23 protein-coding genes and 2 tRNA genes are annotated in these 25,070 nt (G+C 71.2%); 10 read left to right on the top strand and 15 right to left on the bottom strand.

Annotated features, from left to right (window positions below; genetic code table 11):
- Positions 1-77: 77 nt before the first annotated feature.
- The 4 genes from ACYQ8L_RS03875 to ACYQ8L_RS03860 all read right to left on the bottom strand — a co-directional run bounded on the left by ACYQ8L_RS03875 (position 78) and on the right by ACYQ8L_RS03860 (position 4,384).
- The gene (locus tag ACYQ8L_RS03875) at positions 78-1,892 is read right to left on the bottom strand and encodes a putative bifunctional diguanylate cyclase/phosphodiesterase (protein ID WP_459940457.1); all 1,815 of its coding nucleotides are present in this window, start codon (positions 1,890-1,892) and stop codon (positions 78-80) included.
- 137 nt (positions 1,893-2,029) lie between these two features.
- A complete protein-coding gene (locus ACYQ8L_RS03870) occupies positions 2,030-2,410 on the bottom strand; it encodes a hypothetical protein (RefSeq protein WP_459940456.1) in 381 nt (126 codons plus the stop codon).
- Positions 2,397-3,050 carry a SatD family protein gene (locus ACYQ8L_RS03865; RefSeq protein WP_459940455.1) on the bottom strand — a complete coding sequence of 218 codons (654 nt, stop codon included), beginning with the start codon at positions 3,048-3,050 and terminating at the stop codon, positions 2,397-2,399. Before ACYQ8L_RS03865 ends, ACYQ8L_RS03870 begins: the two co-directional genes overlap by 14 nt.
- 92 nt (positions 3,051-3,142) lie before the next feature.
- The gene (locus ACYQ8L_RS03860; RefSeq protein ID WP_459940454.1) at positions 3,143-4,384 is read right to left on the bottom strand and encodes a DEAD/DEAH box helicase; all 1,242 of its coding nucleotides are present in this window, start codon (positions 4,382-4,384) and stop codon (positions 3,143-3,145) included.
- A gap of 123 nt (positions 4,385-4,507) precedes the next feature.
- Here ACYQ8L_RS03860 and ACYQ8L_RS03855 point away from each other — a divergent pair, with 123 nt between their 5' ends.
- The 5 genes from ACYQ8L_RS03855 (at position 4,508) to ACYQ8L_RS03835 (ending at position 10,462) form a co-directional block, all read left to right on the top strand.
- A complete protein-coding gene (locus tag ACYQ8L_RS03855) occupies positions 4,508-5,521 on the top strand; it encodes a potassium channel family protein (RefSeq protein WP_459940453.1) in 1,014 nt (337 codons plus the stop codon).
- Entirely contained in the window at positions 5,518-6,471 is a 954-nt protein-coding gene (locus ACYQ8L_RS03850) for a calcium/sodium antiporter (RefSeq protein WP_459940452.1), read from the top strand. Before ACYQ8L_RS03855 ends, ACYQ8L_RS03850 begins: the two co-directional genes overlap by 4 nt.
- A gap of 37 nt (positions 6,472-6,508) precedes the next feature.
- The gene (locus ACYQ8L_RS03845; RefSeq protein ID WP_459940451.1) at positions 6,509-8,197 is read left to right on the top strand and encodes a glutamine--tRNA ligase/YqeY domain fusion protein; all 1,689 of its coding nucleotides are present in this window, start codon (positions 6,509-6,511) and stop codon (positions 8,195-8,197) included.
- A gap of 122 nt (positions 8,198-8,319) precedes the next feature.
- Entirely contained in the window at positions 8,320-9,459 is a 1,140-nt protein-coding gene (locus tag ACYQ8L_RS03840) for a glycosyltransferase (RefSeq protein WP_459940450.1), read from the top strand.
- Positions 9,460-9,523: 64 nt separating this feature from the next.
- Complete coding sequence (locus ACYQ8L_RS03835) at positions 9,524-10,462, top strand: glycoside hydrolase family 130 protein (protein ID WP_459940449.1); 939 nt, start codon at positions 9,524-9,526, stop codon at positions 10,460-10,462.
- A gap of 202 nt (positions 10,463-10,664) precedes the next feature.
- On the opposite strand, the gene ACYQ8L_RS03830 is transcribed toward ACYQ8L_RS03835, so the two are convergent.
- Complete coding sequence (locus ACYQ8L_RS03830) at positions 10,665-11,099, bottom strand: hypothetical protein (protein WP_459940448.1); 435 nt, start codon at positions 11,097-11,099, stop codon at positions 10,665-10,667.
- A gap of 195 nt (positions 11,100-11,294) precedes the next feature.
- On the opposite strand from ACYQ8L_RS03830, the gene ACYQ8L_RS03825 reads away from it, so the two are divergent.
- Positions 11,295-12,419 carry a 4Fe-4S binding protein gene (locus ACYQ8L_RS03825; RefSeq protein ID WP_459940447.1) on the top strand — a complete coding sequence of 375 codons (1,125 nt, stop codon included), beginning with the start codon at positions 11,295-11,297 and terminating at the stop codon, positions 12,417-12,419.
- 168 nt (positions 12,420-12,587) lie between these two features.
- Here the strand turns inward: ACYQ8L_RS03825 and ACYQ8L_RS03820 are convergent, their stop codons facing one another.
- Genes ACYQ8L_RS03820 through ACYQ8L_RS03805 form a run of 4 tightly spaced genes read right to left on the bottom strand, consistent with a single transcriptional unit; the run spans position 12,588 to position 16,690 of the window.
- The gene (locus tag ACYQ8L_RS03820; protein ID WP_459940446.1) at positions 12,588-13,013 is read right to left on the bottom strand and encodes a pyridoxamine 5'-phosphate oxidase family protein; all 426 of its coding nucleotides are present in this window, start codon (positions 13,011-13,013) and stop codon (positions 12,588-12,590) included.
- A gap of 3 nt (positions 13,014-13,016) precedes the next feature.
- Positions 13,017-15,320: a xanthine dehydrogenase family protein molybdopterin-binding subunit gene (locus ACYQ8L_RS03815; protein WP_459940445.1), complete on the bottom strand. Its 2,304-nt coding sequence runs from the start codon at positions 15,318-15,320 to the stop codon at positions 13,017-13,019.
- Positions 15,313-15,801, bottom strand: a complete 489-nt coding sequence (locus tag ACYQ8L_RS03810; protein WP_459940444.1) for a (2Fe-2S)-binding protein — start codon at positions 15,799-15,801, stop codon at positions 15,313-15,315. The genes ACYQ8L_RS03815 and ACYQ8L_RS03810 overlap by 8 nt, the downstream gene beginning before the upstream one ends.
- A 4-nt stretch (positions 15,802-15,805) precedes the next feature.
- Positions 15,806-16,690 (bottom strand): FAD binding domain-containing protein, encoded by an 885-nt coding sequence (locus tag ACYQ8L_RS03805; protein ID WP_459940443.1) that lies wholly within the window; start codon positions 16,688-16,690, stop codon positions 15,806-15,808.
- A 430-nt stretch (positions 16,691-17,120) separates the two neighbouring features.
- Here ACYQ8L_RS03805 and ACYQ8L_RS03800 point away from each other — a divergent pair, with 430 nt between their 5' ends.
- The 3 genes from ACYQ8L_RS03800 to ACYQ8L_RS03790 all read left to right on the top strand — a co-directional run bounded on the left by ACYQ8L_RS03800 (position 17,121) and on the right by ACYQ8L_RS03790 (position 20,736).
- Entirely contained in the window at positions 17,121-18,494 is a 1,374-nt protein-coding gene (locus ACYQ8L_RS03800; RefSeq protein ID WP_459940442.1) for a class II fumarate hydratase, read from the top strand.
- 119 nt (positions 18,495-18,613) lie between these two features.
- Positions 18,614-20,227 (top strand): tetratricopeptide repeat protein, encoded by a 1,614-nt coding sequence (locus ACYQ8L_RS03795; protein ID WP_459940441.1) that lies wholly within the window; start codon positions 18,614-18,616, stop codon positions 20,225-20,227.
- Positions 20,224-20,736 (top strand): hypothetical protein, encoded by a 513-nt coding sequence (locus tag ACYQ8L_RS03790; protein ID WP_459940440.1) that lies wholly within the window; start codon positions 20,224-20,226, stop codon positions 20,734-20,736. Before ACYQ8L_RS03795 ends, ACYQ8L_RS03790 begins: the two co-directional genes overlap by 4 nt.
- Before the next feature lie 24 nt (positions 20,737-20,760).
- On the opposite strand, the gene ACYQ8L_RS03785 is transcribed toward ACYQ8L_RS03790, so the two are convergent.
- Positions 20,761-21,105: a cytochrome c3 family protein gene (locus ACYQ8L_RS03785; RefSeq protein WP_459940439.1), complete on the bottom strand. Its 345-nt coding sequence runs from the start codon at positions 21,103-21,105 to the stop codon at positions 20,761-20,763.
- 137 nt (positions 21,106-21,242) lie between these two features.
- Between ACYQ8L_RS03785 and ACYQ8L_RS03780 the strand changes: the two genes are divergently transcribed.
- Entirely contained in the window at positions 21,243-22,316 is a 1,074-nt protein-coding gene (locus tag ACYQ8L_RS03780) for a DUF763 domain-containing protein (RefSeq protein WP_459940438.1), read from the top strand.
- Here the strand turns inward: ACYQ8L_RS03780 and ACYQ8L_RS03775 are convergent.
- From ACYQ8L_RS03775 to ACYQ8L_RS03755, 5 genes are all read right to left on the bottom strand, one after another.
- A complete protein-coding gene (locus tag ACYQ8L_RS03775) occupies positions 22,306-23,013 on the bottom strand; it encodes a transglutaminase-like domain-containing protein (protein ID WP_459940437.1) in 708 nt (235 codons plus the stop codon). The two genes, ACYQ8L_RS03780 and ACYQ8L_RS03775, sit on opposite strands and share 11 nt — an antisense overlap.
- Positions 23,014-23,045: 32 nt before the next feature.
- Positions 23,046-23,579: a hypothetical protein gene (locus ACYQ8L_RS03770; protein WP_459940436.1), complete on the bottom strand. Its 534-nt coding sequence runs from the start codon at positions 23,577-23,579 to the stop codon at positions 23,046-23,048.
- Between the two features lie 64 nt (positions 23,580-23,643).
- Positions 23,644-23,721, bottom strand: a tRNA-Glu gene (locus ACYQ8L_RS03765).
- A 17-nt stretch (positions 23,722-23,738) separates the two neighbouring features.
- Positions 23,739-23,812, bottom strand: a tRNA-Gln gene (locus ACYQ8L_RS03760).
- A gap of 42 nt (positions 23,813-23,854) precedes the next feature.
- The gene (locus ACYQ8L_RS03755; RefSeq protein ID WP_459940435.1) at positions 23,855-24,940 is read right to left on the bottom strand and encodes a GGDEF domain-containing protein; all 1,086 of its coding nucleotides are present in this window, start codon (positions 24,938-24,940) and stop codon (positions 23,855-23,857) included.
- Positions 24,941-25,070: the final 130 nt, after the last annotated feature.

Here is a 25,070-nt window from a genome sequence, read left to right as displayed (position 1 = left end):
AAGGCCGCGCCTGCGTTCCGGATGGGGGCCGGCTTCGCGCGGGGACAGCGCCCGCGATCGGACGGGGCCGGGGTGGTTCAGCCGGTTCCCGCCGCGCGCGGGGGCGCCTCGGCGTTTGCCCGCGCGATGAGGTCGGCGGTTTCGTCGGCCGGGGCCGGTCGGCCGAACCAGTACCCCTGGGCGTAGTCGCAGCCCAGGTCCCGCAGAAAGCGGGCCTGCTCCTCGGTCTCGATGCCCTCGGCCACCACCTCGAGCCCCAGTTCGTGCCCGAGGGCCAGGATCGCCCGCACGATGGCGGAGTCCTCGGTCTGGCCGGGCAGGTCGTGCACGAACGACCGGTCGATCTTGAGGGCGTTCAGGTGAAACCGCCGGAGGTAGGCCAGCGAGGAGTACCCGGTTCCGAAATCGTCCACCGAGATCCGAAACCCCAGGTCCCGCAGCCGGCCAAGGAGGCGGGCCGCCCGGTCGGGGTTTCCCATCACCCCGCTTTCGGTGATCTCGAGTTCGATGGGGTTGGCCTCGGCCCGGATGCCGACCCGCGCCAGGACCTCGGCCGCCCGGTCCGGGAGATCGTCGTGGAGGAGCTGCCGGGGCGAGAGGTTCACGGAAACCTTTGCCTCCGGCCCCAGGCGTTTGGCCCACTCCTGGGCCGTGCAGCAGGCCTCCTCGAGCACCCACTCCCCCACGGGCACGATCAGTCCGGTTTCCTCCAGGAGCGGCACGAACTTGGCCGGGGAGACGAGCCCCAGGTCCGGGTGGTTCCACCGCAGCAGCGCCTCGGCCCCCACGAACCGGCCGGTGCGCAGGTCCACCTGGGGCTGGAAAAAGAGCCGGTACTCACGTCGGTCCAGGGCGCCGCGCAGGGCGTTTTCGAGCATCACCCGCTCGAACACCCGGGCGTTCATCTCCTCGGAATAGTACTCGTAGCGGTTTCCCCCGCCTTCCTTGGCGTGGTGCATGGCCAGGTCGGCCCGCTTGAGGAGTTCGTCGGCCGTTTCGGCGTCGTGGGGGAAGAGCCCGACGCCGAGGCTCGCGGTGAGGTAGAGTTCCCGGCCCTCGGCCGCAAGCGGATGGGCGATCCGGGCCAGGATCCGGCGGGCCACCCGGGCCGGAAGATCGGGTTCGGTGTACCCCACGAGGGCAACGGCGAACTCGTCGCTTCCGAGCCGGCCCACGAGGTCCGAGCGCCGCAGGCAGGAGGTGATGCGGGCGGCCGTCTCCCGCAGCACGACGTCGCCGGCTGAGTGGCTCAACGCCTCGTTCACGGTCTTGAACCGGTCGAGGTCGAGCACCAGCAGGGCCACGGGCTTGTCGGCCATGCGGGCGGCCCGCAGGGCGTCGGCGAGTTGGAGCCCGAACTGCTCCCGGTTGGGGAGCCGGGTCAGGGGGTCGTGCCGCCGGGCGAACTCGAGGTCGCGGGCCCTGCGCCGGAGGGCCTGCTCGAGCTCGACGTTGAGTTCCTGGAGCCGGGCGTTGGCCTCCTCGATCTCGGCCACGAGCCGCGCCCGTTTCCGCACGGCCCGGTACTGCTGCACCGCCTCGGCCACCGTGGCCCGGAGCCAGTCGTCGTCCCAAGGTTTGAGCACGAACTTGAAGACCGCCCCCTCGTTCACCGCGGCCACGGCCGCCTTGAGGTCGGCCGACCCGGTGAGCATGATCCGCACGGTGTCGGGCCGGAGTTGCCGGGCGCGCCGAAGGAGCGCCACCCCGTCCTCGCCCGGCATCCGGTAGTCGGAGAGAAGCACCGCCACCTCGCCCTCGCGCAGCGCCTCCTCCGCCGCCCGGGCCGACGTGGCCGTGCGCACCTGGTGGCCGTCGCGGCGCAGGAGCCGCACCAGGGCGCGGGTCACGCGTTCGTCGTCGTCCACAACGAGGATGGTCGCGGGTTGCATGCGGGAGGCCTTTCGTCGAGCAGGATTCCAGGGGCACCGGGGACTCTGGTGTGTTCCCTCAAGCCTTTTCGGGAGGAAGGCGGCCGAACTTGAAAGGGGACAGGGGGCGAGAAGAAGAACGCCGAAGGGGGAGGACGCTACGGCAGAAGCCACCACCGGAGCGCAGCGCCCACCGCCAGGGCCCAACTGAGGCTCAGCATGGTGCCGATCAGCACGTACTCGGCCACCCGTTGATCCTTGGCCTCCCGGATCTCCCCGAACCGCAGAATGCCCTTGGCCGCGAGCACGAGCCCGATGGCGGCCGGGGTGCCGAGCAGCACGAAGCTCACCGTGAGAAAACGCTCCAGGTAGCCGATGACGCGGCCCCCCTGGGGGAGGCCCCGGGCCCGGAACTGCTCGATTTCCGGCGCCGACCCGGGTGGGGCGACACGGCCGAGGACGCCGGCCACGAACCGGTCGCCGCCCCAGAGGGCGACCGCGTAGCCCGCGGCGAGGACGAGAAGGTCAGCCGCCGCCACGGCCCGTGTCCGAAAAGTGGAGGGCGATCAGGAACCGGGCGAGCCGCCGCCGGGCCTCCAGATACGGGCCCGCGTGGGCCGCCTTGAGGCGAAGGTGAAGGCTCGGCTGGGTGATGCCGAGCCGACGGGCCGCCTGGGCCTGGGTGCCGACCTCGCGCACGGCCTCCAGGGCCTGGGCCTGCTTCTCGGTCCACCGGGCTTCGACCGCGGCGAGGGCCAGGAAGCAGGCGTTGGCCGCGTCGTCGAGGGGGGGAGCCCCCGAGGAGATCCAGGTGAGCGGGCTGTCATGGCGTTTGGCCTCGGCCAGGGCCTCCCGGGACCGCAGGAAGCATTCCCCCTCCATGCCCGCCGTGCGAGCTTCGAGGGGGCCTTCGACGGGGCCCACCCCGAGGCCGCAGCGCAGGCGCAGCGGGAACAGGAACAGCCGGAGGTCGAGGTCGGCCTCGAGGGCCGCCTCGGCATCGGTGAAAAGGGCCTGGATCTCGTCGCCCACGGTCACCGAGAAGGGTACGGCGAGCCCCCGGGCCCGGCGGGCGTTCACGCGCTCCGCGGCCTGCCGGAGCCGTTGGGCGCTGCCCGGATGGGTGCGCGAGGACACCACGTCGGCCGTGAGGCATAGGAACACGGGCGATGGGGGCATGGGGCACCGGGTATGGTGTCTGAGGCCTATTTTTTATAGTTATTGGCCCATGAGCCTATCAGGCGCCCGGGCGGCCGGCAAACGCCACCCGGTCACCGGCGGCGCCGGCCCCCCCGGCGGCCGGCCGGCCCCCGGGGCCGGTCGGTTCGGGGGGCGCGGGGCACCTTGGGCACGGGCTCGAACCAGTCGTCCTCGGGCCAGGCCACGGGGACCTTGTGGCCGATGTAGTCCTCGATGGCGTCCAGCCCGAACACGTAGTCCTCGCACGCGAGGCTCACGGCCTTGCCCGAGGCCCCGGCCCGGGCCGTGCGGCCGATCCGGTGGACGTAGTCCTCGGCCTCCAGGGGAAGGTCGTAGTTGAAGACGTGGCTGATGCCCTCCACGTGGAGCCCCCGGCTCGCCACGTCGGTGGCCACGAGCACCCGGACCTCCCCGGCCATGAACCGCTTCAGGATCTTGAGCCGCTGGGGCTGGCTCACGTCGCCGCTCAGGACGGCCGCCGGGTACCCGGCGGCGTCGAGCACCGGCTTTAGCCGCCCGGCGGCCCGCTTGGTGTTGACGAACACCAGCGCTTTGGTCCAGTCTTCGCGCTTCAAGAGCCCGAGGAGGAGCGAGAGTTTCTCCGCGGACGACACGTGATAGAGCACCTGCTCCACCCGTTCGGCCACCACCTTGTCGGGGGTGATCTCCACCAGTTCCGGCACGTTCATGTACTCGTACGAGAGTTCCATGACCCGGTCGGAGATGGTGGCCGAGAACAGGAGGCTCTGGCGCCGGTCGTAGCGGGACATGCGGCGCAGGAGGAACCGGATGTCGCCGATGAACCCCATGTCGAACATCCGGTCGGCCTCGTCGATCACGGCGAGCTCCACGTCCCGCAGGTGGTAGACCTTCTGTTTCAGGTAGTCGATCAGCCGGCCCGGGGTGCCGATCAGCACGTCCACGCCCCCCGCGATGGCCTCGCGCTGTTTCTGGTAATCTACTCCGCCGTAGGCGGCGACCACCCGGAAGGGAAGGTGCCGCCCGATGGCCGCCGCGTCCTGGGCCACCTGCACCGCCAGTTCCCGGGTGGGGGTGAGCACCAGGGCCCTTGGACAGACGCCCCGGGTCTCCCGGCGGGGGGTGCGGAGCATGTGGTTGAAAATCGTGATCAAGAACACAGCGGTTTTCCCGGAACCGGTCTGGGCCTGCACGGCCACGTCGCGGCCCTCGAGGCAGAGGGGAAGGCTTCGGGCCTGGACCGGGGTGAGGTGGGTAAACCCGCAGTCGGCGATGCCCTGCTGGAGTTCGGGAGGCAGGTCGAACTCGGTGAACCGTTTGTCGGTGAGGTGCATGGAACTCCTTTCGAAACGCCCCCGGGCGGTTTCCCGGGGGGTGGGTGAGAAACACGCCACTATAGGCGGCGCGCCGACGCCGGTCAAACCGGGGCCCCGCTCCCGGATGGGCCGAGGGGTCCGGTGACCACCCGGCCCCAGTTGCGGAGGATCCTGTCGCTCCTCGTGGGCATCGTGGCCTGCGGCACGGTGGGGTACCGCTGGCTCGAGGGGTGGGGGTGGGAGGACAGCCTCTACATGGTGCTGATCACGCTGTCCACCATCGGGTACGGCGAGGTGCGGCCCCTGAGCCCCGAGGGGCGGCTCTTTACGATGTTCCTCATCGTGGCCGGGGTGGGGCTCATGACCTACTCGGTGGGAACCCTGGGCCGCATGGTGGTGGAGGGGGAGGTCCAGGCCCTGCTCGGGAGGAGACGCAGGATGTCCAAGATCCGAAGGCTCCGGGACCACTACGTGATCTGCGGGTTCGGTCGCATCGGCCGGCTCGTGGCCCAGGAGTTCGAGCGAAAACCGATCCCCTTCGTGGTGGTGGAGCGCGACGAGTCCCAGGTGGTAAAGATCCCCGAGCACTATCCCGTGGTCGTGGGCGACGCCACCGAGGAGGACGTGCTCCTCCAGGCCGGGATCGAGCGGGCCAGGGGGCTCGTGACGGCGCTCCATTCCGACGCCGACAACCTGTTCGTGACCCTGACCGCCCGGGGCTTGAACCCCAATCTCTTCATCCTGGCCCGGTACGAGGAGGAGCGCAGCAAATCGAAACTCCTCCAGGCCGGGGCCGACCGGGTGGTGTCGCCCTACTTGATCGGCGGCACGCGGATGGCCATGGCCGTGCTGCGGCCGAACGTGATCGATTTCATCGAGCTCGCCACCGCTTCCGAGAGCCTGGGGCTCCAGATGGAGGAGGTGCTCCTGGCCGAGGGATCGCCGCTGGCCGGGGTGCCCCTGGCCGAGAGCCCCATCCGTTCGGAGCTCGACATCATGGTGGTGGCGATCAAGCGACGGAGCGGCCACATGGAGTTCAACCCCTCGGCCCGCACCCGCCCGGAGGCGGGCGACCGGCTGATCGTGATCGGGGAGCGCGAACAACTGCAAAGGCTCGACGCCCTGGCCCGGGGCGGCCCGGAGGCCGGCCCATGACCCAGGCCGTGCTCCAGGTGATCGCGGGGTCGTTCCTGCTGTACCTGGGGGCCACCCTCCTCATCCGGGGGGCCTCGAGCCTGGCCCGGGGCCTGGGGGTCGCCCCGGCCGTGGTGGGCCTCACCGTGGTGGCGTTCGGCACGAGCCTGCCCGAGTTCGTGGTCACCGTGACCGCGGCCTTCAAGGGTAACGCCGACATCGCCCTCGGGAACGTGGTGGGCTCGAACATCGCGAACATCGGGCTCATCCTGGGGCTTTGCACGGTGATCCGGGCGATGACCGTGGAGTTCACCATGATCCGGCGGGAGGTGCCCCTCGGGCTCGGGGCCGTGGTGCTGGTGGTGCTCCTGAGCCTCGACGGGACCCTGGGCCGGGGTGACGGCCTGGTGCTGCTCGCCGGGTTCGCCGGGTTCCTCTACTGGAGCGTGGCCGTGGAGCGCCGGGCCCCCGGCGAGGTCCAGGAGCGCTACGAGGCGTCCTCGCCTTCGCTCTGCAAGAGGGGGATCCACGCCCTGTGCGTCGTGGGGGGGCTCGCGGGCGTCGTCGTCGGCGGGAATCTGCTGGTGGGGGGCGGGGTGACCGCGGCTCGGCTCCTGGGGGTTCCCCCGGTGATCGTGGGGCTTACCATGGTGGCCGTGGGCACGAGCCTGCCGGAGATGGCCACGTCGCTCGTGGCCGTGGCCAAGGGCGAAGACGACCTGAGCGTCGGAAACGTGCTCGGGTCGAACCTGTTCAACCTGCTCGGGGTCCTGGGGGTGGCTGCCGTTCTGGACCCCATCGCGGTGGACCGGTCGTTTTTCGTGCTACAGTACCCGGTGCTCGCCGGGTTCACCCTGGCGCTCCTGCCCATCTGCCGGACCGGTTCCGTGGTATCGCGGGCCGAGGGCGCCCTGCTCCTAGCCGGCTACGGCCTCTACGTGACCTGGCTCTACCTGGGCGGCGGGGTGTAGCGCCGCCGCCCGTCGAACCCCATCGGGAGGACTCCCCATGCCCCACGACGACCGCCGGGACGAGACGGCGCCGTCCCATTTCATCAAGGACATCATCCGGGCCGACCTGGCCGAGGGCCGGTTCCGGGAGGTGGTCACCCGGTTTCCGCCGGAGCCCAACGGCTACCTCCACATCGGCCACGCCAAGAGCATCTGCCTCAACTTCGGGCTGGCCGAGGAGTTCGGCGGCCGGTGCCACCTGCGCCTCGACGACACGAACCCCGAGAAAGAGAGCATGGAGTACGTCCGGGCCATCCAGGAGGACGTGCGGTGGCTCGGGTTCGACTGGGGCGAGCACCTCTACTTCGCCTCGGACTACTTCGAGAAGCTCTACGAGTGGGCCAAGGATCTGATCCGCAAGGGGCTCGCCTATGTGGACGACCTCTCGGCCGAGGAGATCCGCGAGTACCGGGGCACCCTCACCGAGCCGGGCCGGGAGAGCCCCTACCGCAACCGGTCGGTGGAGGAGAACCTGGATCTATTCGAGCGGATGCGGGCCGGGGAGTTCCCCGACGGGTCCCGGGTGCTCCGGGCCAAGATCGACATGGCCTCGGGCAACCTGAACCTGCGGGATCCCGTGATGTACAGGATCAAGCGGGCCACCCACTACCGCACGGGCGACGCCTGGTGCATCTACCCCACCTACGACTGGGCCCACGGCCAGTCCGACTCCATCGAGGGCATCACCCACTCCATCTGCACCCTGGAGTTCGAGGACCACCGGCCGCTCTACGACTGGTTCCTCGAGGCCCTGGGCGTGCACCACCCGCGCCAGATCGAGTTCGCCCGGCTGCGGCTTACCTACACGGTGATGAGCAAGCGAAAGCTCACCCAACTCGTGGAAGGCGGCCACGTGGCCGGCTGGGACGACCCCCGCATGCCCACCATCGCAGGGCTCCGCCGCCGGGGGTACACGCCCGAGAGCATCCGGGATTTCTGCGGCCGCATCGGCGTGGCCAAGAAGGACAGCGTGGTGGACGTGGCGCTCCTGGAGCACTGCCTGCGCGAGGACCTGAACCGGCGGGCCGAGCGGCGCATGGCCGTGCTCCGGCCGCTCCGGGTGGTGATCGAGAACTACCCCGAGGGGCAGGTGGAGGAGCTCGAGGCCGTGAACAACCCGGAGGACCCCTCGGCCGGCACCCGGAAGGTGCCGTTTTCCCGGGTGCTCTACATCGAACGGGACGATTTCATGGAGGACCCGCCCAAGAAGTTCTTCCGGCTGGCCCCGGGCCGGGAGGTGCGGCTCCGGTACGCCTACTTCATCCGGTGCACCGACGTGGTGAAGGACGCCGAGGGCAACGTGGTGGAACTGCGGTGCACCTACGACCCGGCCACCCGGGGCGGCGACGCCCCCGACGGGCGCAAGGTGAGGGCCACGCTCCACTGGGTGTCGGCCGCCCACGCGGCGGAGGCCGAGGTCCGGCTCTACGACCGGCTCTTTACCGAGCCCAACCCCGACGGGCTCAAGGAGGATTTCCGCACCTACCTGAACCCCCACTCCCTCGAGGTGCTCACCGGGTGCAAGCTCGAGCCGAGCCTCGCCGGGGTGGAGCCCGGCGAGCGCTACCAGTTCGAGCGGTTGGGCTATTTCGCCGTGGACCCCGACACCCGGCCGGGCCGGCCCGTGTTCAACCGGGCCGTGACCCTCAGGGACACCTGGGCCAAGGTGCGGGCGAAGGGGGGCTGACCCGCGCCCGCACCCTTGCCGCCGGCCCCGGCCCGACCCACATTTCCGGCCGTCCGATCCGCCCTGGGGCCCCGGCCCGGTCGGCCGGCCGGGCCCCGAACCGGCAGCAGGAGGGTGCGGCCATGCGCGTCGGGTTCGTCTCCACCTACCCACCGATCGAGTGCGGGATCGCCACCTACACCCAGTACCTCACGGAGGCGCTCCGGGAGGCCCAGGTGGACACCTACATCGTGGGCCACCTGGGGGGCGCCGGGCCCCGGGTGTTCCCGGTGTTCGACTACGAGGACGAGAACCTGGCCGAGCGGGCGTTTTCGGCCATGATGCGGCTCACCCCCGATGTGGTGCACGTGCAGCACGAGTTCGGGCTGTTCGGCCGGCATTACGGGGTGAACGCCGTGCCGCTCTTGATCAAGTTCCGGCTGATCGGGGTGCCGGTGGTGGTGACCCTCCACACCGTGTACGCCCGGATCGAGCCGGCCCACCGGATCCTCCTGGAGAACCTTCTCACCAACGCCGATGCGGCGATCGTGCACGAGCCCTACCAACGGGAGGCCCTGCACCAGGCCTTCGGCGGCCGGTTCGACGCGAAACTCCACGTAATCCCCCACGGGGCCCGGATCGTGGACCCCGACCCACAGGCCCGCCGGCGGCTCGGGTTGCCGGAGGGGCGGCCCATTCTCCTCATGATCGGGTATTTCCGGCCGAGCAAGCGGTTCGAGCGCATCGTGGACCTCTTCCCCCGGGTGGTGGAGCGGGTGCCCGAGGCGCTTTTGGTCGTGGCGGGAAAGATCCGTGGCAAGGAGTTCATCGAGTACCGGGAGATGCTCTTCGAGCGGATCCGCACCTCGCCGGTCCGCGACCGGATCGTGCTGATCCGGGGCCAGTTGGCCCAGGACACCTTCGACCGCATCCTCTCCGCTGCCGACGTGGTGGCCCTGCCCTACGAGATCAACGCCCAGAGCGGCATCCTGGCCCACTGCCTCGCCTTCGGCCGGCCGGTGGTGGCGAGCGCCACCGAGTCGATGCGCCGGGCGCTGGGCGACTCCGGGGCCGGGGTGACCTGCTCCACCGACGACGAGTTCGTGGAGGCGATCGCCGGGTTCCTGCGCGACCCGGCACGCCGGCGGGAATGCGGCGAGGCAGCGCGCCGGTACGTGCGGGAGCGGATCGGTTGGCCGAAGGTGGCGCAGGAACATCTGGCCCTGTACCGGCGTCTCACCGGGTACGAGGCCATCGAGCCCAACGTGCTGGTGGTGGACTGACAGGGGCCGGCCGAGTGCTGTCGGCGTCTTCCGACCGCCGGCCGTTCCGATACGGAGGTCGAGCATGCGGCATGTTTGTCCCTTCGAGCGGTACAGGAAAAACCCCATCATCCACCGGGACGACATCCCGTACGCCTGCAACACGGTGTTCAACGCGGCGGCCTGCAAGCACGGCGGCGAGTACATCCTGGTGCTCCGGGTCGAGGACCTCAGGGGCCACAGCCACCTGACCCTGGCCCGGTCGGAGGACGGGTACCGGTTCCGGGTGGACCCGCGCCCCTGGGTGGAGCCTTCGGACGACCCGGAGTTCGGGCCCTACGAGGAGTACGGCCTGGAGGACCCTCGGATCACCCCGATCGGCGACGCCTACTACATCACCTACACGGCGTTCAGCCGCCACGGCCCACGGGTGGGTCTGGCCCGGACCCGGGATTTCGTGGAGTTCGAGCGGATCGCCCTGGTGACCGAGGTGCCCAACAAGGACGCCGTCCTGTTTCCCGCGACCTTCTCCGGCCGGTATGCGATGCTCGACCGGCCCGGCGGGTACCACGGGGTGCCCGGTTCCATCTGGATCAAGTACTCCCCGGACCTGCGCCATTGGGGCGACGCCCGGGTGGTGCTGGCGCCCGAGCCCGGGTGGTCGGGCTCGAAGCTCGGGGCGAGCACGCCCCCGATCCGGACCGACCGGGGGTGGCTCGTGCTCTACCACGGGGTACGGGGCACGGGGGCCGGTACCCTCTACCGGGTCGGCGCGATGCTCCTCGACGCCGACCGGCCGGAGCGGATCCTGGGGTACGCGCCCCACTTCATCTTCGGGCCCGAGGAGCCCTACGAGCGCACCGGCGACGTGCCCAACGTGGTGTTCCCCTGCGGCATCGTCCCCGAGCCGGACGGTACCCTGAAGATGTACTACGGCGCGGCGGACACCTGCATCGGGCTCGCAGAGGCGCGTCTCGATGACATCCTCCGGGCCATCGACCAGGGCTGCGGCGGATCCGGCTGAGGTCCCGGGCGCGGGCGGTATAGGGGGGCGCGAGGGGGAACGGGAGAACCGGCCGTGCCGCTGCCGGTCCGCTCTCCACGAAACGGCCCGGCGTTCCTCCGGAACGGCCGGGCCGCTAAGGAACCGGCGGCGCCCCGGGCCCCGGGCGATCGTGTCGGGGGTGCGCCAGTTCCGGATCGCAAAGGGGGAGCACGGGGCTCCCCTAATGGGTTGCGCTTTGCTCGAGCACCTGCTCGACCTTCCGGCCGAGTTCCTCCGAGGCGTCCACCACCACGGTGCGGTCGGCCACCCGGGTCACGTACCGGGGGGCGCTCAGGGCCTCGTGCTCATAGAGTTGCTGGAGGGTTTCCACCAGTGACCCGAGCCGGTCGGGCGGGATGTGGTGCTCCTCCGCGAACTGGCGGAGGTTCTTGACCTCGCCCCCCTCCACCCACGCCGCGCCGAAGCGCTTCTGGGGTTTCCCGATGAACACGAAGGTCCCGTGGGGGCAGGGAACCACCTCCAGGGGATCCCGGACCCGCTTGGCCAGGTCCTCGAGGGCGGGTTTGACCTCTTCGAGACGCCGCGCGACCGGGTTTGCGGCGTCGAGTTCCGGAAGCTCCTCCCGGCCGCCGAACAGTCGGTTGAAGAATCCCATGGCCCACTCCTTTCCGCCCGGGGCCGTGTGCCGGTCAGCCTACCAGGAGCGCCGGAAAAGGAAACCCCCTGGGGCCAAAAACCCGTTGCGGCCCGGGGGAGGTTTCGTGTAGGGTCTGCGGGGTGAATGGTGATTCATCTTTGCAGCCGGCGCCCCGCCCGTGGCCGCCCTTCCCGTCGGAACCGAGGAACTCCCATGCCCAAAGACGTGTACGAGCGATTGGCCCGGCATCTCGACCGGCTTCCCGGCGGGTACCCCCGAACCGAGTCCGGGGTCGAGATCCGGATCCTGAAGCGGCTCTTTACCCCCGAGGAGGCCGAGCTCGCCCTGTGCCTCACCGTGATCCCGGAGGAGGCGCGGGTGATCGCCCGGCGGGCCAAGCTTCCGCTCGAGGAGACCGAGCGCCGGCTGGAGAGCATGGTCCAGCGGGGCCTCGTGTTCTCGATGGCCCGGCCGGGGAAGCCCACCCTCTACATGGCGGCGCAGTTCGTGATCGGGATCTGGGAGTACCACGTGAACGATCTCGACCCCGAGCTCGTGCGGGACGTGAACGAGTACCTGCCCCACGTGTTCGACCCGGAACTTTGGAAGAAGAGCCCCCAACTGCGCACGGTGCCTGTGGGCAAGGCCGTGGAGGTGGAGCACGCGGTCCTGGCCCACGAGCGGGCCGAGGAACTGGTGTGCCGGCAGAAGAAGATCCTGGTGGCCCCCTGCATCTGCCGCCGGGAGCACGAGATCGCCGGCAAGGGGTGCGGGAAGCTCGAGGAGGCCTGCCTTATTTTCGGGGCGGCCGCCGATTACTACGAACGGCGGGGGGTGGGCCGGGTGATCGGCGCCGACGAGGCCCTGGAGATCCTGGCCCGGGCCGAGGAGGAGGGGCTCGTGCTCCAGCCCTCCAACTCCCAGAAGGCCGTGAACATCTGTTGCTGCTGCGGGTGCTGCTGCCAGGTGCTCAAGAACATCGCCCGCCATCCCCGGCCGGCCGAGATCGTGTCGAGCGCCTTCGTGGCCCGCCTGGATGTCGAGGCCTGCGTGGGGTGCGGAAAATGCGTGAAGCGTTGCCAGACGGGGGCCTTCACCCTCAAGGACAAGAAGGGCCGTCTGGCCGCCGAGCGGTGCATCGGGTGCGGGCTGTGCGTGACCCGTTGCCCCACCGGGGCGCTCACCCTGGAGCGCAAGCCCGAAAGCCCCGAGGTGCCCCGTACCTACCAGGAAACCCTGCTCAAGCTGGGCCGGGCCCGGGGGGCGCTGACCCCGACCCGGCTCGCCCTCACGGCCCTTCGCTCCAAACTTGACCGGCTGCTGGCCACGAGGGGGTAGGGCGGGGGGGGAGGGGGAATCGTGAATGGGGAACGGGGAATGGGGAATGGAGAACGGGGGGTCCGTCCCCCACCCGCCTCCGGCAATGCCTTTGAAGGGAAACGGCCGGCGGGCCCTTGGCCCGCCGGCCGTTCGTGCCTCAGGACCTCGCAGACGATCGGTCGGCGCCTAGGTGAGCGGATCCTTGCTCGCCGGGCTCCAATCGATCAGCGGCCGGGCCGACTCGACGTCAAAGAACACGGCGTACTTCACCCGGGCCGCGGCCCGGTCTCCGGCCGCCTTGCGGATCCGGTCCTTCACGGCCTCGAGGTTCGGCCCTTCCTTCTCCATGGCGCGCACCTTGAGGTAGATCCGGACCCCTTTTGTCTCCATGGGGTTCTCGGCCGGGAGCACGGTGAGGAACGCGGCCCGGCCCGTCTCCAGCAGGTTCTGGGCCGTGCGGGTCTCCCCCAGGCCCATCACCAGGGTGTAGTCGTCGGGCATGTAGGGCGAGCCGAACACCGCGGCGTTCGGTTCCCCCGCCCGGTTCGTGGTGGCCATCACCCCCACCCGTCGGGGGTCGTTCACGAGTTCGCGCACCTTCGCGGCGTCCATGACCTAGCTCCTTTCGGCCTTCTGGCGCTCGAGGGCCTCGAGCACCTTCTCGGGGGTCACCGGCATCTCGGTGAACCGCACCCCGATGGCGTCGTAGATGGCGTTCAAGATGGCCGGGATCACGGGCTGGATCGGCCCCTCCCCCGACTCCTTGGCCCCGAAGGGGCTGTCCGGGTCGTAGCTGTCCACGATGTGGGTGCTGAGCCGTGGTAGGTCGGCCGCCGTTGGGATCTTGTAGTCGTGGAGGTTGGGGTTCAGGAGCCGCCCGTCCTCGGCCACCTTAAGCTCCTCGAACAGGGCCTGGCCCATGCCCATCACGATGGACCCCTCCACCTGGCCCTCCACGCTCTGGGGGTTGATGGCCTGGCCGCAGTCCCCGGCCTCCCAGTAGTTCACCACCCGGATCTCGCCGGTCTCGGTGTCCACCTCCACCTCGGCCACCTGGGCCGTGAACCCGTAGGTGGGGCTGTGGCCGATGTTGGCGCCCTTGAACTTGCCGGTGCGCCGGGGCGGGGTGAACTCGCCCGAGGCCACCAGGGGGCCGTTGGCGTCGATGTAGCGCTCCACCGTCTCCCAGAACCCGATGCGCTTCTTGTCGGGCTCGAACACCGAGTAGATCTCCCCCTCGCCCACGGTGAGTTGCTCGGCCCGGCAGCCCAGCTGCACGGCGGCCACGGAGAACAGCTTCTCCAGGATCCGGTCGCAGGCCTGGCTCACGGCCGAACCGGCGGCCACGGTGACCCGGCTCGCGAAGCTCCCCAGGTCGAAGGGCGCGAGCGTCGTGTCCCCGCTCACCACGTGGATCTGGTCGAACGGCAGGCCCAGCTTCTCGGCCGCCATCATGCCGAGCACCATGTCGGAGCCCTGGCCGATGTCGGTGGCCCCGCAGTACACGGTCACCCCGGCCTCGGTGTCCACCCGCACCGTGGCCGTGGAGTGGGGTTTGTACGAAAGGTACAGGGTGTAGGCCGTGCCCGAGATGTAGTACCCGCCGGCGAGTCCCACGCCCCGGCCGAAGGGGAGCTTGCGGTGCTTCTCCAGGTAGCCGGAGTTCTCCACCACGGTGTCGAGGCACTTCTTGTACTCGCTGTGGCGCACGTACACGCCGCTCACGGTCTCGTGGGTCTTGTCGATGGCGTTTTTCTTCTTGAGTTCGTAGGGGCTCATCCCGAGATCGATGGCGATCTGGTCGAGAAGGCTCTCCATGGCGAACCGGGGCTGCACGCCCCCGAGCCCCCGCATGGCCCCGCAGGTGGGCTTGTTGGTGTACACCCGCCGGCCCCGGAACCGGACGTTTTTCACCTTGTAGGGTAGGTGGAGCATGGCCGCGGTGTAGAACAGGATCACCACGCCCCAGCCCCCGTAAGCCCCGCCGTCCATGGTGCCGTCGTACTCCAGGGCCTGGATGTAGCCCTCCTTGTCCACCCCGATCTTCATCCGGATCTCGATGGGGTGCCGGCCCCGGTGCTGGAGGAACACCTCCTTGCGGGAATAGGTGAGCTTGACCGGCCGGCCCGCCTTGCGCGCGAGAAGCGCCGCGATCAGCTCGTTGTTCGACACCTCGCCCTTGCCCCCGAAGCCGCCGCCCACCCTCGGCACCTTCACGTGGATCTTCTGCATGGGCATCTGGAGGACCTTGGAGAGCGTGCGGTGCAGGTAGTGGGGCACCTGGGTCCCGGACCAGAGGGTGAGCTCGCCGTTGGTGTCGAACTTGGCGACGGCCGAGTGGGGCTCGAGGAACACGTGGTTCACGTAACTCGTGCGGAAGGTCCTCTCGAGCACGTAGTGGCTCTCGGCGAAGGCCCGGTCCACGTCGCCGAACTCCTGCTCGGCCTGGTAGGCGATGTTCCCGGGGAACTTGTTGTCCTCGTGGATCTTGACGGCGTCGGGCGCCAGGGCCTCCTCGGGGCTGGTGTACACCGGCAGGGGCTCGTACTCCACCTCGATCAGATCCAGGGCCTTCTCGGCCGTCTCCGGGTCCACGGCGGCCACCGCGGCCACGGGTTCCCCGTAGTAGCGCACCTTCTTGTAGGCCAAGGCGTACTCGGTGGGCATCTGGGGCACGATGCCGTAGGGGATCGGGGCCTCCTCGCCCACCACCACGGCTTTCACCCCGGGCAGGGCCTCGGCCTTGGAGGTGTCGATCCGGAGAATCCGGGCGTGGCCCACGTCGGCCCGCTTCACCCGGGCGTGGAGCATGAGCGGCAGCCGGATGTCGTCGGCGTACTGGGCCTCGCCCCGGGCCTTCAGGGGCGCGTCCTTGCGGGCCACCGAGGTGCCGACCACGCGGAAGTTCTTCTCAGCCATGGGTCTCCTCCTCCTGGGCCAGCAGTTCGGCGGCGTGGCCGATGGCCTCGACGATCTTCACGTACCCGGTGCACCGGCACAGGTTCCCGGCGATGCCCCGCTTGATGTCCTCCTCGGTGGGGTTCGGAACCCGGTCCAGGAGCGCCTTGGCCGAGAGGATCATGCCGGGGGTGCAAAACCCGCACTGAATCGCGCCCTTCTCCACGAAGGCCCGCTGGATCGGGTGGAGGTCCGCGCCCTTGGACAAGCCCTCGATGGTGGTGATCTCCCGGCCCTGCACGGACACGGCCAGGGTGAGGCACGAGAGCACGGGCTTTCCGTCCACGAGCACGGTGCAGGCCCCGCAGTCGCCGATGCCGCAGCCCTTCTTGGTGCCGGTGAGCCCGATGTGGTCCCGGAGCACGTCCACCAGGAACTCGGTGGGTTTGACCAGGAGGTCGAAGGGTTCGCCGTTAACGGTGAGGGTGATGGGGAGTTTCACGGCCTCATCCCTCCTTTCCCGCGATCTCGTCCCGGGCGGCCTTGAGCGCCCGGCGGACCAGCACGTCTACCATGCGCCGGCGGTAGGCGGCCGAGGCCCGGATGTCGTCGATGGGCTTCGCCTCGGCGGCGGCGAGCCGGCCGGCCTCCTCGAAGAAGGCGTCGTCCACCGGCCGGCCGGCCAGGGCCTGCTCGGCCTCCACGGCCCGGAAGGGGATCGGGCCCACCGCTCCCAGGGCGATCCGGACCGCCCGGGCCGTACCGTCCTCGGCGAGCTCCAGGTAGCAGGCCACGTTCACCATGTCGATCTCCATGGCCCGGCGCAGCCCCCGGAACTGGTACGACACGGCGGAACGCGGCGGCAACGGCGGCAGCCGAAACCCTTTGAGATATTCGCCGGTCTGGAGGGCGGTCTTCCGGTAGGCCAGGAAGAACTCGGAGACGGGGAGCGTGCGCTCCGCGCCGTCCCGGGCCAGGGTGAGCTCGGCGCCGTGGGCCAGAAGGACCGGCGGAGTCTCGGCCGAGGGGCTCGCGTGGCACACGTTGCCGGCCATGGTGGCCATGTGCCGCACCTGGCTCGAGCCCAGTTGGGCCGCGGCGTAGGCGAGCGCCGGGGCGTGCTCGCGCACCAGGGGGTGGGTTTCGATCTCGGCCACCCGGGTGCCGGCGCCGATGGAGAGGCCCATCTGCGGGTCCCAGGTGATCCACCGCAGTTCGGGCACGGCGTTCACGTCCACCAGGACCCGGGGCGAGAGCACCTTCTCCTTGACGAGCACGAGAAGATCGGTGCCGCCCGCCAGGATCCGGGCATCGTCGCCGTGCCGGACCAGAGCCTGCTCGAACTCCCGCAGGCTGGTCGGGCGTTCGTACACGAACGGCTCGATGTGCATGGAGCGCTCCTTTGTGGCTGGGAGAGCTGAAGAGGTATCAAACGGTCCGCCGGTTCGGCCCGTCTGGGGGAACCGGCGGGAGTGTAGCAAAAAACGGGCCTCCAGCAACCGCCGACGTGGCGTCGAAAGCCCGCGGGCGGGCGGTAAAACGTCACCCGCCAACCCGGGGGCCCCGGTGAATTTTCGGCCGAGTTGCCGGCAGGCGGCGGGCCGGTATCCTGGCATGTTTACCACGGAGGACACGGAGGGCACGGAGACGGCACGAGGCGGGGAGGCCGGGATGCCGGGAGGCCCGAACGCCCTGCGGGCCTTCGGCCCGGATCGTGCCGGCGCCAGGACGCGCGGCCCCCCACGACCCACGGCGAACGACCGTCGGGCCGGCGATTCCCGGTCCCCGATTTCCCGATGTAGGCCCGCCAAGGAGGTTCCCATGCCGACACGGATCGAGCACGACACGTTGGGAGAGGTGGAGGTGCCCCGGGACGCCCCGTGGGCCGCCCAGACCCAGCGGGCCCTCGAAAACGGGATCCCGGTGGGCCGGCTGCCGTGGTCCCTGATCGCCGCCCTCCTTCGGATCAAGGGGGCCGCGGCCCGGGTGAACGCCGAGCTGGGGCTCCTGGCCCCGGAGGTCGCCGAGGCCGTCGCCCGGGCGGCCGACGAGATGCTCCGGGACCGCCGGGAGGACGCGTTCCCGTTGAGCCCGTTCCAGACCGGCTCGGGCACCTCCAGCAACATGAACGCGAACGAGGTGCTGGCCCGCCGGGCAACCGAGCTCTTGGGCGGCCGGCCGGTTCACCCCAACGACCACGTGAACCGCTGCCAGTCGTCCAACGACGTGTTCCCCACGGCGGTCCACCTGGCGGCCCTCGAGGAGATCCACCGGGGGCTCCTGCCCGCGGCGGCGGAGCTCCGGCGGGCCCTGGCGGCCAAGGCCCGGTCGTTCCGCGACGTGGTGAAGCTCGGTCGGACCCACCTCATGGACGCCCTTCCCGTGACCCTGGGGCAGGAGTTTTCCGGCTACGCCCGCATGGTGGAGCGGGGCGAGGGGGAGATCCGGACGGCGGCCCGGGGGCTCCTCGAGGTCCCCCTGGGGGGCACGGCCGTGGGCACCGGGGTGAACGCCCACCCCGGGTTCGCCCCCAAGGTCCTCGAACGGCTCGCCGCGGAAACCGGCCACAGGCTTCGCCGGGCCCGGAACCCGTTCGAGGCCCAGGGGGCCCGGGGCGCCTGCGTGGCCGCGAGCGCCGCCCTGCGGGGGCTCGCCGTGGCGCTTTCGAAGATCGCCAACGACCTTCGCTGGATGGCCTCGGGGCCCCGGGGCGGCCTGGGGGAGATTCGGCTGCCCGAGCTGCAGCCGGGCTCGTCCATTATGCCGGGAAAGGTGAACCCGGTGGTGCCCGAGGCCGTCATCCAGGCCGCGGCCCAGGTAGTGGGAAACGACCTCGTAGTGGCCCAGGGGGGCATGGGCGGGGTGCTCGAGCTCAACCTCATGATGCCCTTGATCGCCCGAAACCTCCTGGAGTCCGTCGCGCTCCTGGCCGGGGCCTGCCGGTTGCTGGCCCGGCGGTGCGTGGCCGGCATCGAGGCGAACCGGGCCCGGTGCCGGGAGCTCGCGGCCGCGAGCCCGTCGCTCGTGACCCCCCTGGCCGAGCGGGTGGGGTACGAGGCGGCGGCCCGGGTGGCCCACGAGGCCCTGCGCCGGGGGATCCCGATCGCCCGGGCCGCGGCCGAGATGGGGCTCGGGGACGAGGCTGAGCTCGAGCGGCTCCTCGACCCCAAGCGCCTCGTCCGCCCCCGGGCGTGACTCCGGGGTTGGGCTGCCGGGGTTGCTTGCCCTACAATGCCCGCGTGGACCGCCCGCGGGAGGGGGAGTGCGCGAAGGCGTCCCCCTCCCGGATTCCCGGAGTGAGGAACCAGACCGCCTTGCGTAGGTTTGCCCTTTTCCTGTTCCTTGTGACGGCCGTCGTCCCCCGCCCCGCCCTGGCCGGCGCCTCGGCCGACCGGGGGTGGCTGAACCTCGCCTGGGACGCCCACGACGCGGGGCTGTTCGACGAGGCCCTGTCGTATCTGCGGGAGATCCCCGCCGACTCGGAGCTCGGGGCCGACGCCGCGTGGCTCAAGGCCGAGTGCCTCTACGACATGGGGCGGTACGCCGAGGCCGCCGAGGTGCTCCGGTCGCCGGTGGCCTCGGGGTTGGAGGACCGCGCCGCGTTCCTGCGGGACGTGTACTGGGACTGGGCCTGGGATGAGTGGGCCGCCGGCCGGCCAGACGGAGCGGCGGAGGTGGCCGGCCGGTTCCTGGAGGCGGCCCCCGGAGATCCCTACGCCTCCGCGCTGGCGGCGGTGGCCCGGTTCCGGGTGAGGCTCGCCGACGCCCTCGCGGGCCGGTCGGCGCCCGTAGAGGTGCGGTGGGCGGTCCCCGGCGAGGCCCCGGGGCCGGGCTGGGTGCGGGCACACCCGTGGGACCCGGCCTCCCCCTGGGCCCCCGAGGTCACGTGGGACGACTGGGTCCCGGCCGAACCCCTGACCCCGGCGAGGGAGGGGCGGGTGGCCTGGGTCCGAATGGAACCGGCCGCGATCGACCGGGCCCTCGCCGCGGCCCTCCCGCGGATCCCGGGAAGCGCGGTTCGCCCGGACGAGGGGGGATTCCGGGTCGGATCGGGCGCGGCCGAGGTGTGGGTGGATACCGGGGAGTGGCGGTTCCGGGCGGCCGTGGAGGCCCTGGGGCCCGAGGGCGCCGCGGCGCTGGCCGCGGCCCGGGCGTGGGAGGCGCTGGAGGCCCAGGCTGGGTTGGCCCGGTGGGTCGAGGGCCACCGGGGCGGCCTCGAGGCGGAGGTCGGCGAGGGCCAGGTCCGGATCCGCCATCCGGACACGGGCCGCACGTTCCTGCTCGATCTCGGCGCCTGGGCGGATTGGTTCCGGGACGACCCGGAGGGGTGGGAGGCGTTCTGGGGCGACCTCCGGGCCGAGCTCGGCCGCCCGCCCCGGCCCTACCGGTGCTTTTGCGGAAAGCCCGTGGTGCTGCGGGAGGCCCCGGTGGCCGACCCCGGGGACGCCCTCGTCTGGGAGCGCTCGGGGGGCCATCCGATCGTGCTCCTGGCCCTGTGTCCGGACCATGTGCAGTACGTGACCCAGCGCCTCCTCGAGGAGTGGGGGGTGGGCCTCCGGGACGTGGCCGAACGGGTCCGCAGTGACGCGGCCGAGGCGGAGTGGCGCCTGACGTTCCGCCGCGACGGGAACCGGATTCTCCTCGAGGGGGAGGGCGCCGCCGGGCTTGCCCGGTGGCCCGAGCTCCTCCTGGGCGCCCTCGAGCAGGTGGAGGGCCGGGGCGTTCGGGGCCGCGAGGTCCGGGTGGTGGCGCCCACGAGCCGGGCCCTCGTGGTCCTCCCGGCCCAGGCCGGACCGGCGGCGGAGGAGGGGGCCGTACGCTGGGGCCTCAAGGCGTCGGGCGGATCGGGGGATCGCATCCACCTGGGGGCGCGGGTGCGACTTCCGCACCGTCCCCAGGGGCGGTTCCGGGTGAGCCCGTCGCCATGAGCGTCCGGCGCAGGATCCTGGCCTGGGAGGTGGCGGCCGACCCGAGCGCCACCCGGGCCCTGTACCGGATGATCCCGGCCGGGTTCGCCGCCCGGTGCGGGTGTCCGGCGTGCCGGAACTTCGACGCCGCGCGTCCGGCCGGGTACGGCCCGGAGTTCCGGGCCATCCTCGCGTCCTTGGGGATCGACGGGAGAAAGGAAACGGAGGTCCGCTGGGTCACCCCGCTGGAGACGGGGCTCCACCTGTACGCCGGGTTCTACGCCTGTGCGGGGGAGGTGGTGGGGGGGCGGCCCTACCGGGGGTTTCCGTTCGCCACCGCGGCCACCGACGTGTTCGAACGGGTGGCCCCGCACCTCCACGCCGCGATCCGTGCCTGGCTCGCGCCGGCCCCGCCCTGGGCGGGCCGCCCCGCGCTGCGGATCGAGTTTCTGGTGGCCCTGCCGTGGGTCTTACCCCAACCGCCCGAAAAGCCCGTGGATCTCGCCTCGGGCGCGCACCTGCGGAACTAGGCCGGCGGCCGGTCGCGTACGGCCTCACCCGCTGTGGCAGTCCTCGCACTCGAGCGCCTTCTTCGCCTTCGGGCCGAAGTGGCACGGCCTGCACTTGCCGGTGACGTCTCCCTCGCCGTGGGCCGCCTGTTCCATCGATGGGGTTCCCCCCTCGGGGGTCGCCCGGTGGCAGGCGCCGCACCGGTGGGAACCTTCGGAGCGCTCGGGGTGGTGGCAGGTGTCGCAGTGGAACCGCTCGGCGTGCTCCGAGTGGGGGAACAACACGGGTTCCATCTCTCCGTAGTTGGTGACCTGGATGCGCTGGGCAGCCGCCGGTCCCACCAGCGCGACGACCAGGATCACGAACGGGGCCACTCGTCGGCGCAGCATAACCACCTCCCGTGGGGATGATCCCGCGATACCGCGGAGCGCCCCAAAAGGTACGGGGAGCCGGCATCCCGCGCAAGGGAACCGTTGGGGAACGATCGCGATGACCCTGCCCGGCAAGGACCGAAGACGCTAAACCCGTGCGCACCGGAACGGCCCAACTTCCCCTCCACGGAGGCCGCGCGCCCCGGTGGCTCTTCGAGCGCATGGTGCGACTCGCCCGGGAGATCGTGCGGCTTCTGGTGGAGGAGCACGGTCCGGCCGAGGTGCTGCGGCGGCTGTCGGACCCCTTCTGGTTTCAGGCGTTCGGCTGTGTGCTCGGGTTCGACTGGCACTCGAGCGGGGTCACCACCACGGTGTGCGGGGCGGTCAAGGAGGCGTTACTCGACGCGGGCCCCGACCTGGGGTTGTTCGCGGCCGGCGGCAAGGGAAGGGTGTCGCGGCGCACCCCGGCCGAGATCGAGGCGGCCTGCGAGCGGATCGGGCTCGACCCGGCGGGGCTCGTGCGGGCGAGCCGCCTTTCGGCCAAGGTGGACTCGGCCGCGGTGCAGGACGGGCACCAGATCTACCACCACGCGTTCTTCTTCACCCGGGCCGGGGAGTGGTGCGTGGTGCAGCAGGGCATGCGGCCGGAGACCCGAACGGCGCGGCGGTACCACTGGCTCGGGGAGGGGATGGGGTCGTTCACGGTGGAGCCCCACGCCGCCGTGTGCGCCGAGGCGGCGAGCCCCACCCTGAACCTGGTGGCACGGGAGAGCGAACCCGTGCAGGAGGCGTCGGTGGCCCTGGCCCGGGAACCGGGCGCCGTGTTCGACGCGGTGGCCCGGGCCGGGGACCTCACCCTCCCCCGGCGCCACCCCGTGAGCCTGGCCGACGTGAACCCCCGGTACCTGCGAAAGATCCTTCTGGAAACCTACGAGCGGGCCCCGGCGGATTTCGAGGAACTCCTGGGGCTTCCGGGGGTGGGGGCCAAGACGCTGCGGGCGCTCGCGCTCACGGCCGAGCTCGTGTACGGCACCCCGGCGAGCACCCGGGACCCGGCCCGGTTCAGCTTCGCCCACGGCGGCAAGGACCGGACGCCCTTCCCGGTGGACCGGGAGACCTACGACCGCACGATCGAGGTGCTGCGCCGGGCCGTGGACCGCTCCCGGGTGGACCGGTCGGACAAGGTGCGGGCCCTGAGGCGCCTGGCCCGGTTCGGGGTCAGTCGCTGACCACGTCTTCGCTCAGGAAGTCCCGGGGCCGGGCCGAGCCCTTGGTCTCGTGCATCCGGATCCAGGCGTCCACCCGCTCGGTTCCGTAGGTGCGCCGCCAGGCCGCGAAGATCTCGTCCACGGGGATGTCGGCGTGGGTGCCGTGGAAGGCCACATACTCCATGAACCGCCGGTTCTCGCGGTTGTAAGGCTGGAAGATCGAGTCGTGCCGGCCGTCGAACTCCAGCGGGTCCACGCCGTGGCGCTCGCACAGCTCCCGGTTGAACGCCGGGGTCGCCTTCACCCATCGGCCCTCCAGGAAGAGCTCCACCACCCCGTGGTACACGAAGAGGTCCGAGCCCAGGTAGTCCAGGAGTTGACGGGTGGCCAGGTGGTTTCGCACCGTGGCGAACGACACCCGCGCGGGGATGCCCAGGGCCCGGGCGCAGGCGATCATCACCGCGGCCTTCTGCACGCAGTAGCCCCGGCCCGCCTCGATGACCCGACTCGCCCGGTAGTGCTCGGGGTTGTAAAACGGGGCGTAGGGGTCGTACCAGATCCGGTCGCGCACCGCGTAGTAGAGGGCCACCGCCCGGTCCACGGGGTCTTCGTGTTCTCCCACGGCCGCACGCGCGAACGCGACGACCCGGGGGTGGTCGGCGTCGAGGATCGCGGTGGGGCGGAGGTGTTCCGGCAGGACGTCGTTGGGTGCGGACATGGCGTTTCCCTCGTCGGACGGGTGGCAGGGGGTCAGAGGAGCGCCAGGGCCCCGGCGAACAGGGTGGCCAGCGCCGTGGCCGCAGCGGCCCGGCCGGGGCCGAAGCCCTGGGTGAGCCGGAACGCGGCAAACGCGCCGGCCACGAGCGCGAGCGCCGCCGCGGCGGCGGGAAGGGCGAGCCCGGGCCCGAGGGGGTGCCCCGGGGCCAGGGCACGGTGGGCCACGGCCGGCAGGGCCGGGAGCCCCGCGAGGAGGAGCACCGCCCCGGCCCGGTACAGGCGGCCGAACCCGCCGGGTCCGCCGGCCGCCCGGGCCATCAGCCAGAGCACGAACGTGGCGCCTAGGTGGGCCACGGCCACGGCCCCGAGGCCGCCCAGGAGGTGCCCCACCAGGAGGAGCCGGAACGGCACCTCGGCCGGGTCGAGTCCCCCCACGGGAACCGCCAGGGCGCGCTGGGTCCAGGCCAGCGCCGCCCCGTAGGCGGCGCCCGTGGCGAGGAGTGCCCCCCCGGCGGCCAGCACGCCGCCGGAACCGTCGAGGAACCGAACGATCGAGGAACGAGACATCCCGCCTCTCCGGTGCGGAAAGAGAAAACCCCGGCGCCGATGGCGACGCCGGGGTTTAGCGAAATGGCGGTCCCGACGGGATTTGAACCCGTGTCGCCGACGTGAGAGGCCGGTGTCCTAGGCCTGGCTAGACGACGGGACCGTTTCGTTCGAGCCGATTGGCTGGGGGAGAAGGATTCGAACCCTCACTCGCGGATCCAGAGTCCGCTGTCCTACCATTAGACGATCCCCCAGCGCGAATGAGACGCGCTTTATACCCGACCCGGGCGCGGCTGTCAAGCCGAGACGGCCGCCTTTTTCTTCCGGCCGGGCGGAGGGGCCACCTCCACCCGGTTTCGCCCCCCCTCCTTGGCCCGGTACAGGGCCTGGTCCGCGCGGTCCAGGAGTTCCAAGGCCTCCTCCCCCGGGGCCCAGGTGGCCACCCCCGCGCTCAGGGTCACCCGGACCGGGCCCGCCCGTGTGGCCACGTCCTTTTCCGCACCAAGCCGCCGGATCTTCTCGGCCACGATCCGGGCCGCCGCCTCCTCGGTGTGGGGGAGGAGCACGGCGAACTCCTCGCCGCCGTACCGCGCCACAAAGTCGCTGCGGCGAAGCGCCTGGAGGGTGCGCCCGGCCAGGGCCTGGAGGACCATGTCTCCGGCCAGGTGGCCGTGCCGGTCGTTGACCTCCTTGAAGCGGTCCACGTCCCAGAGGATCACGGAGAAGGGCTGGCCGTACCTCCGGGCCCGGGCCGCCTCCTCGGCCAACCGGTCGTCCCAGGCCCCGCGGTTCCACAGCCCGGTCAGGGGGTCACGGAGGCTCTGGGACCGAAGGGCCCGGGCCTTCCGCTCCACCTTGTCCAGGCGGTCGGCCAGTTTGGTGAGCACGGTCCGGACCTCCGAGGCCTCCTCGCCCAGTTGGCGGGCCCCGTCCCTTTCCCTACGGGCCTCGGCCCGGAGGGCCTCGAGGATCCGGCGGCAGGTCGGCACCACGGGGTCCGCCGCGCGTAAGGGGCCGAGTTGGTCCAGGGCTTCGGAAAGGCTGATGGAAAGCGTCTCCTGCTCGGCGGCGTAGGCCCGGGCGTGCTGGGTCAGTCGGCGCACCCGGCCGTCGAGCTCGTGGACCGCGGCCGCCATCTCCTGGAACAGGGACTCCAGTTCCTCGATGCGGCTCCCCCACTGGGTGGGCGCCGACTCGAGCCAGGCCAGGAACGCCCGGACGGCTTCGGCCACGGCCTCGGGATCCCGCCGTTCGTGGGGGGCGATCCTCGGAGGCGGGCCAAGAAACGGCGGGATCCTTCGGGCGATCTCCGCCAGGAGCGCCAGGGCCGCCGGCGCCAGGGCCGGGGGAATCGCGTCTGCGGAAAGGATGGGTTCGGACACCTCACTCCTCCGGGCCGAGGTTGGGATGTTCCTCTTTTCGTACCGCCGTGCGGAAGACTTTACCCTTTCCGGTCGGCCGCCCCGCGGTTGACGCCGGGTGGCGGGATGCTAAGATGGCGGGACTTTCAAA

This window comes from Deferrisoma palaeochoriense, from assembly GCF_054656955.1.
This window is presented reverse-complemented; position numbering and strand designations above follow the sequence as displayed.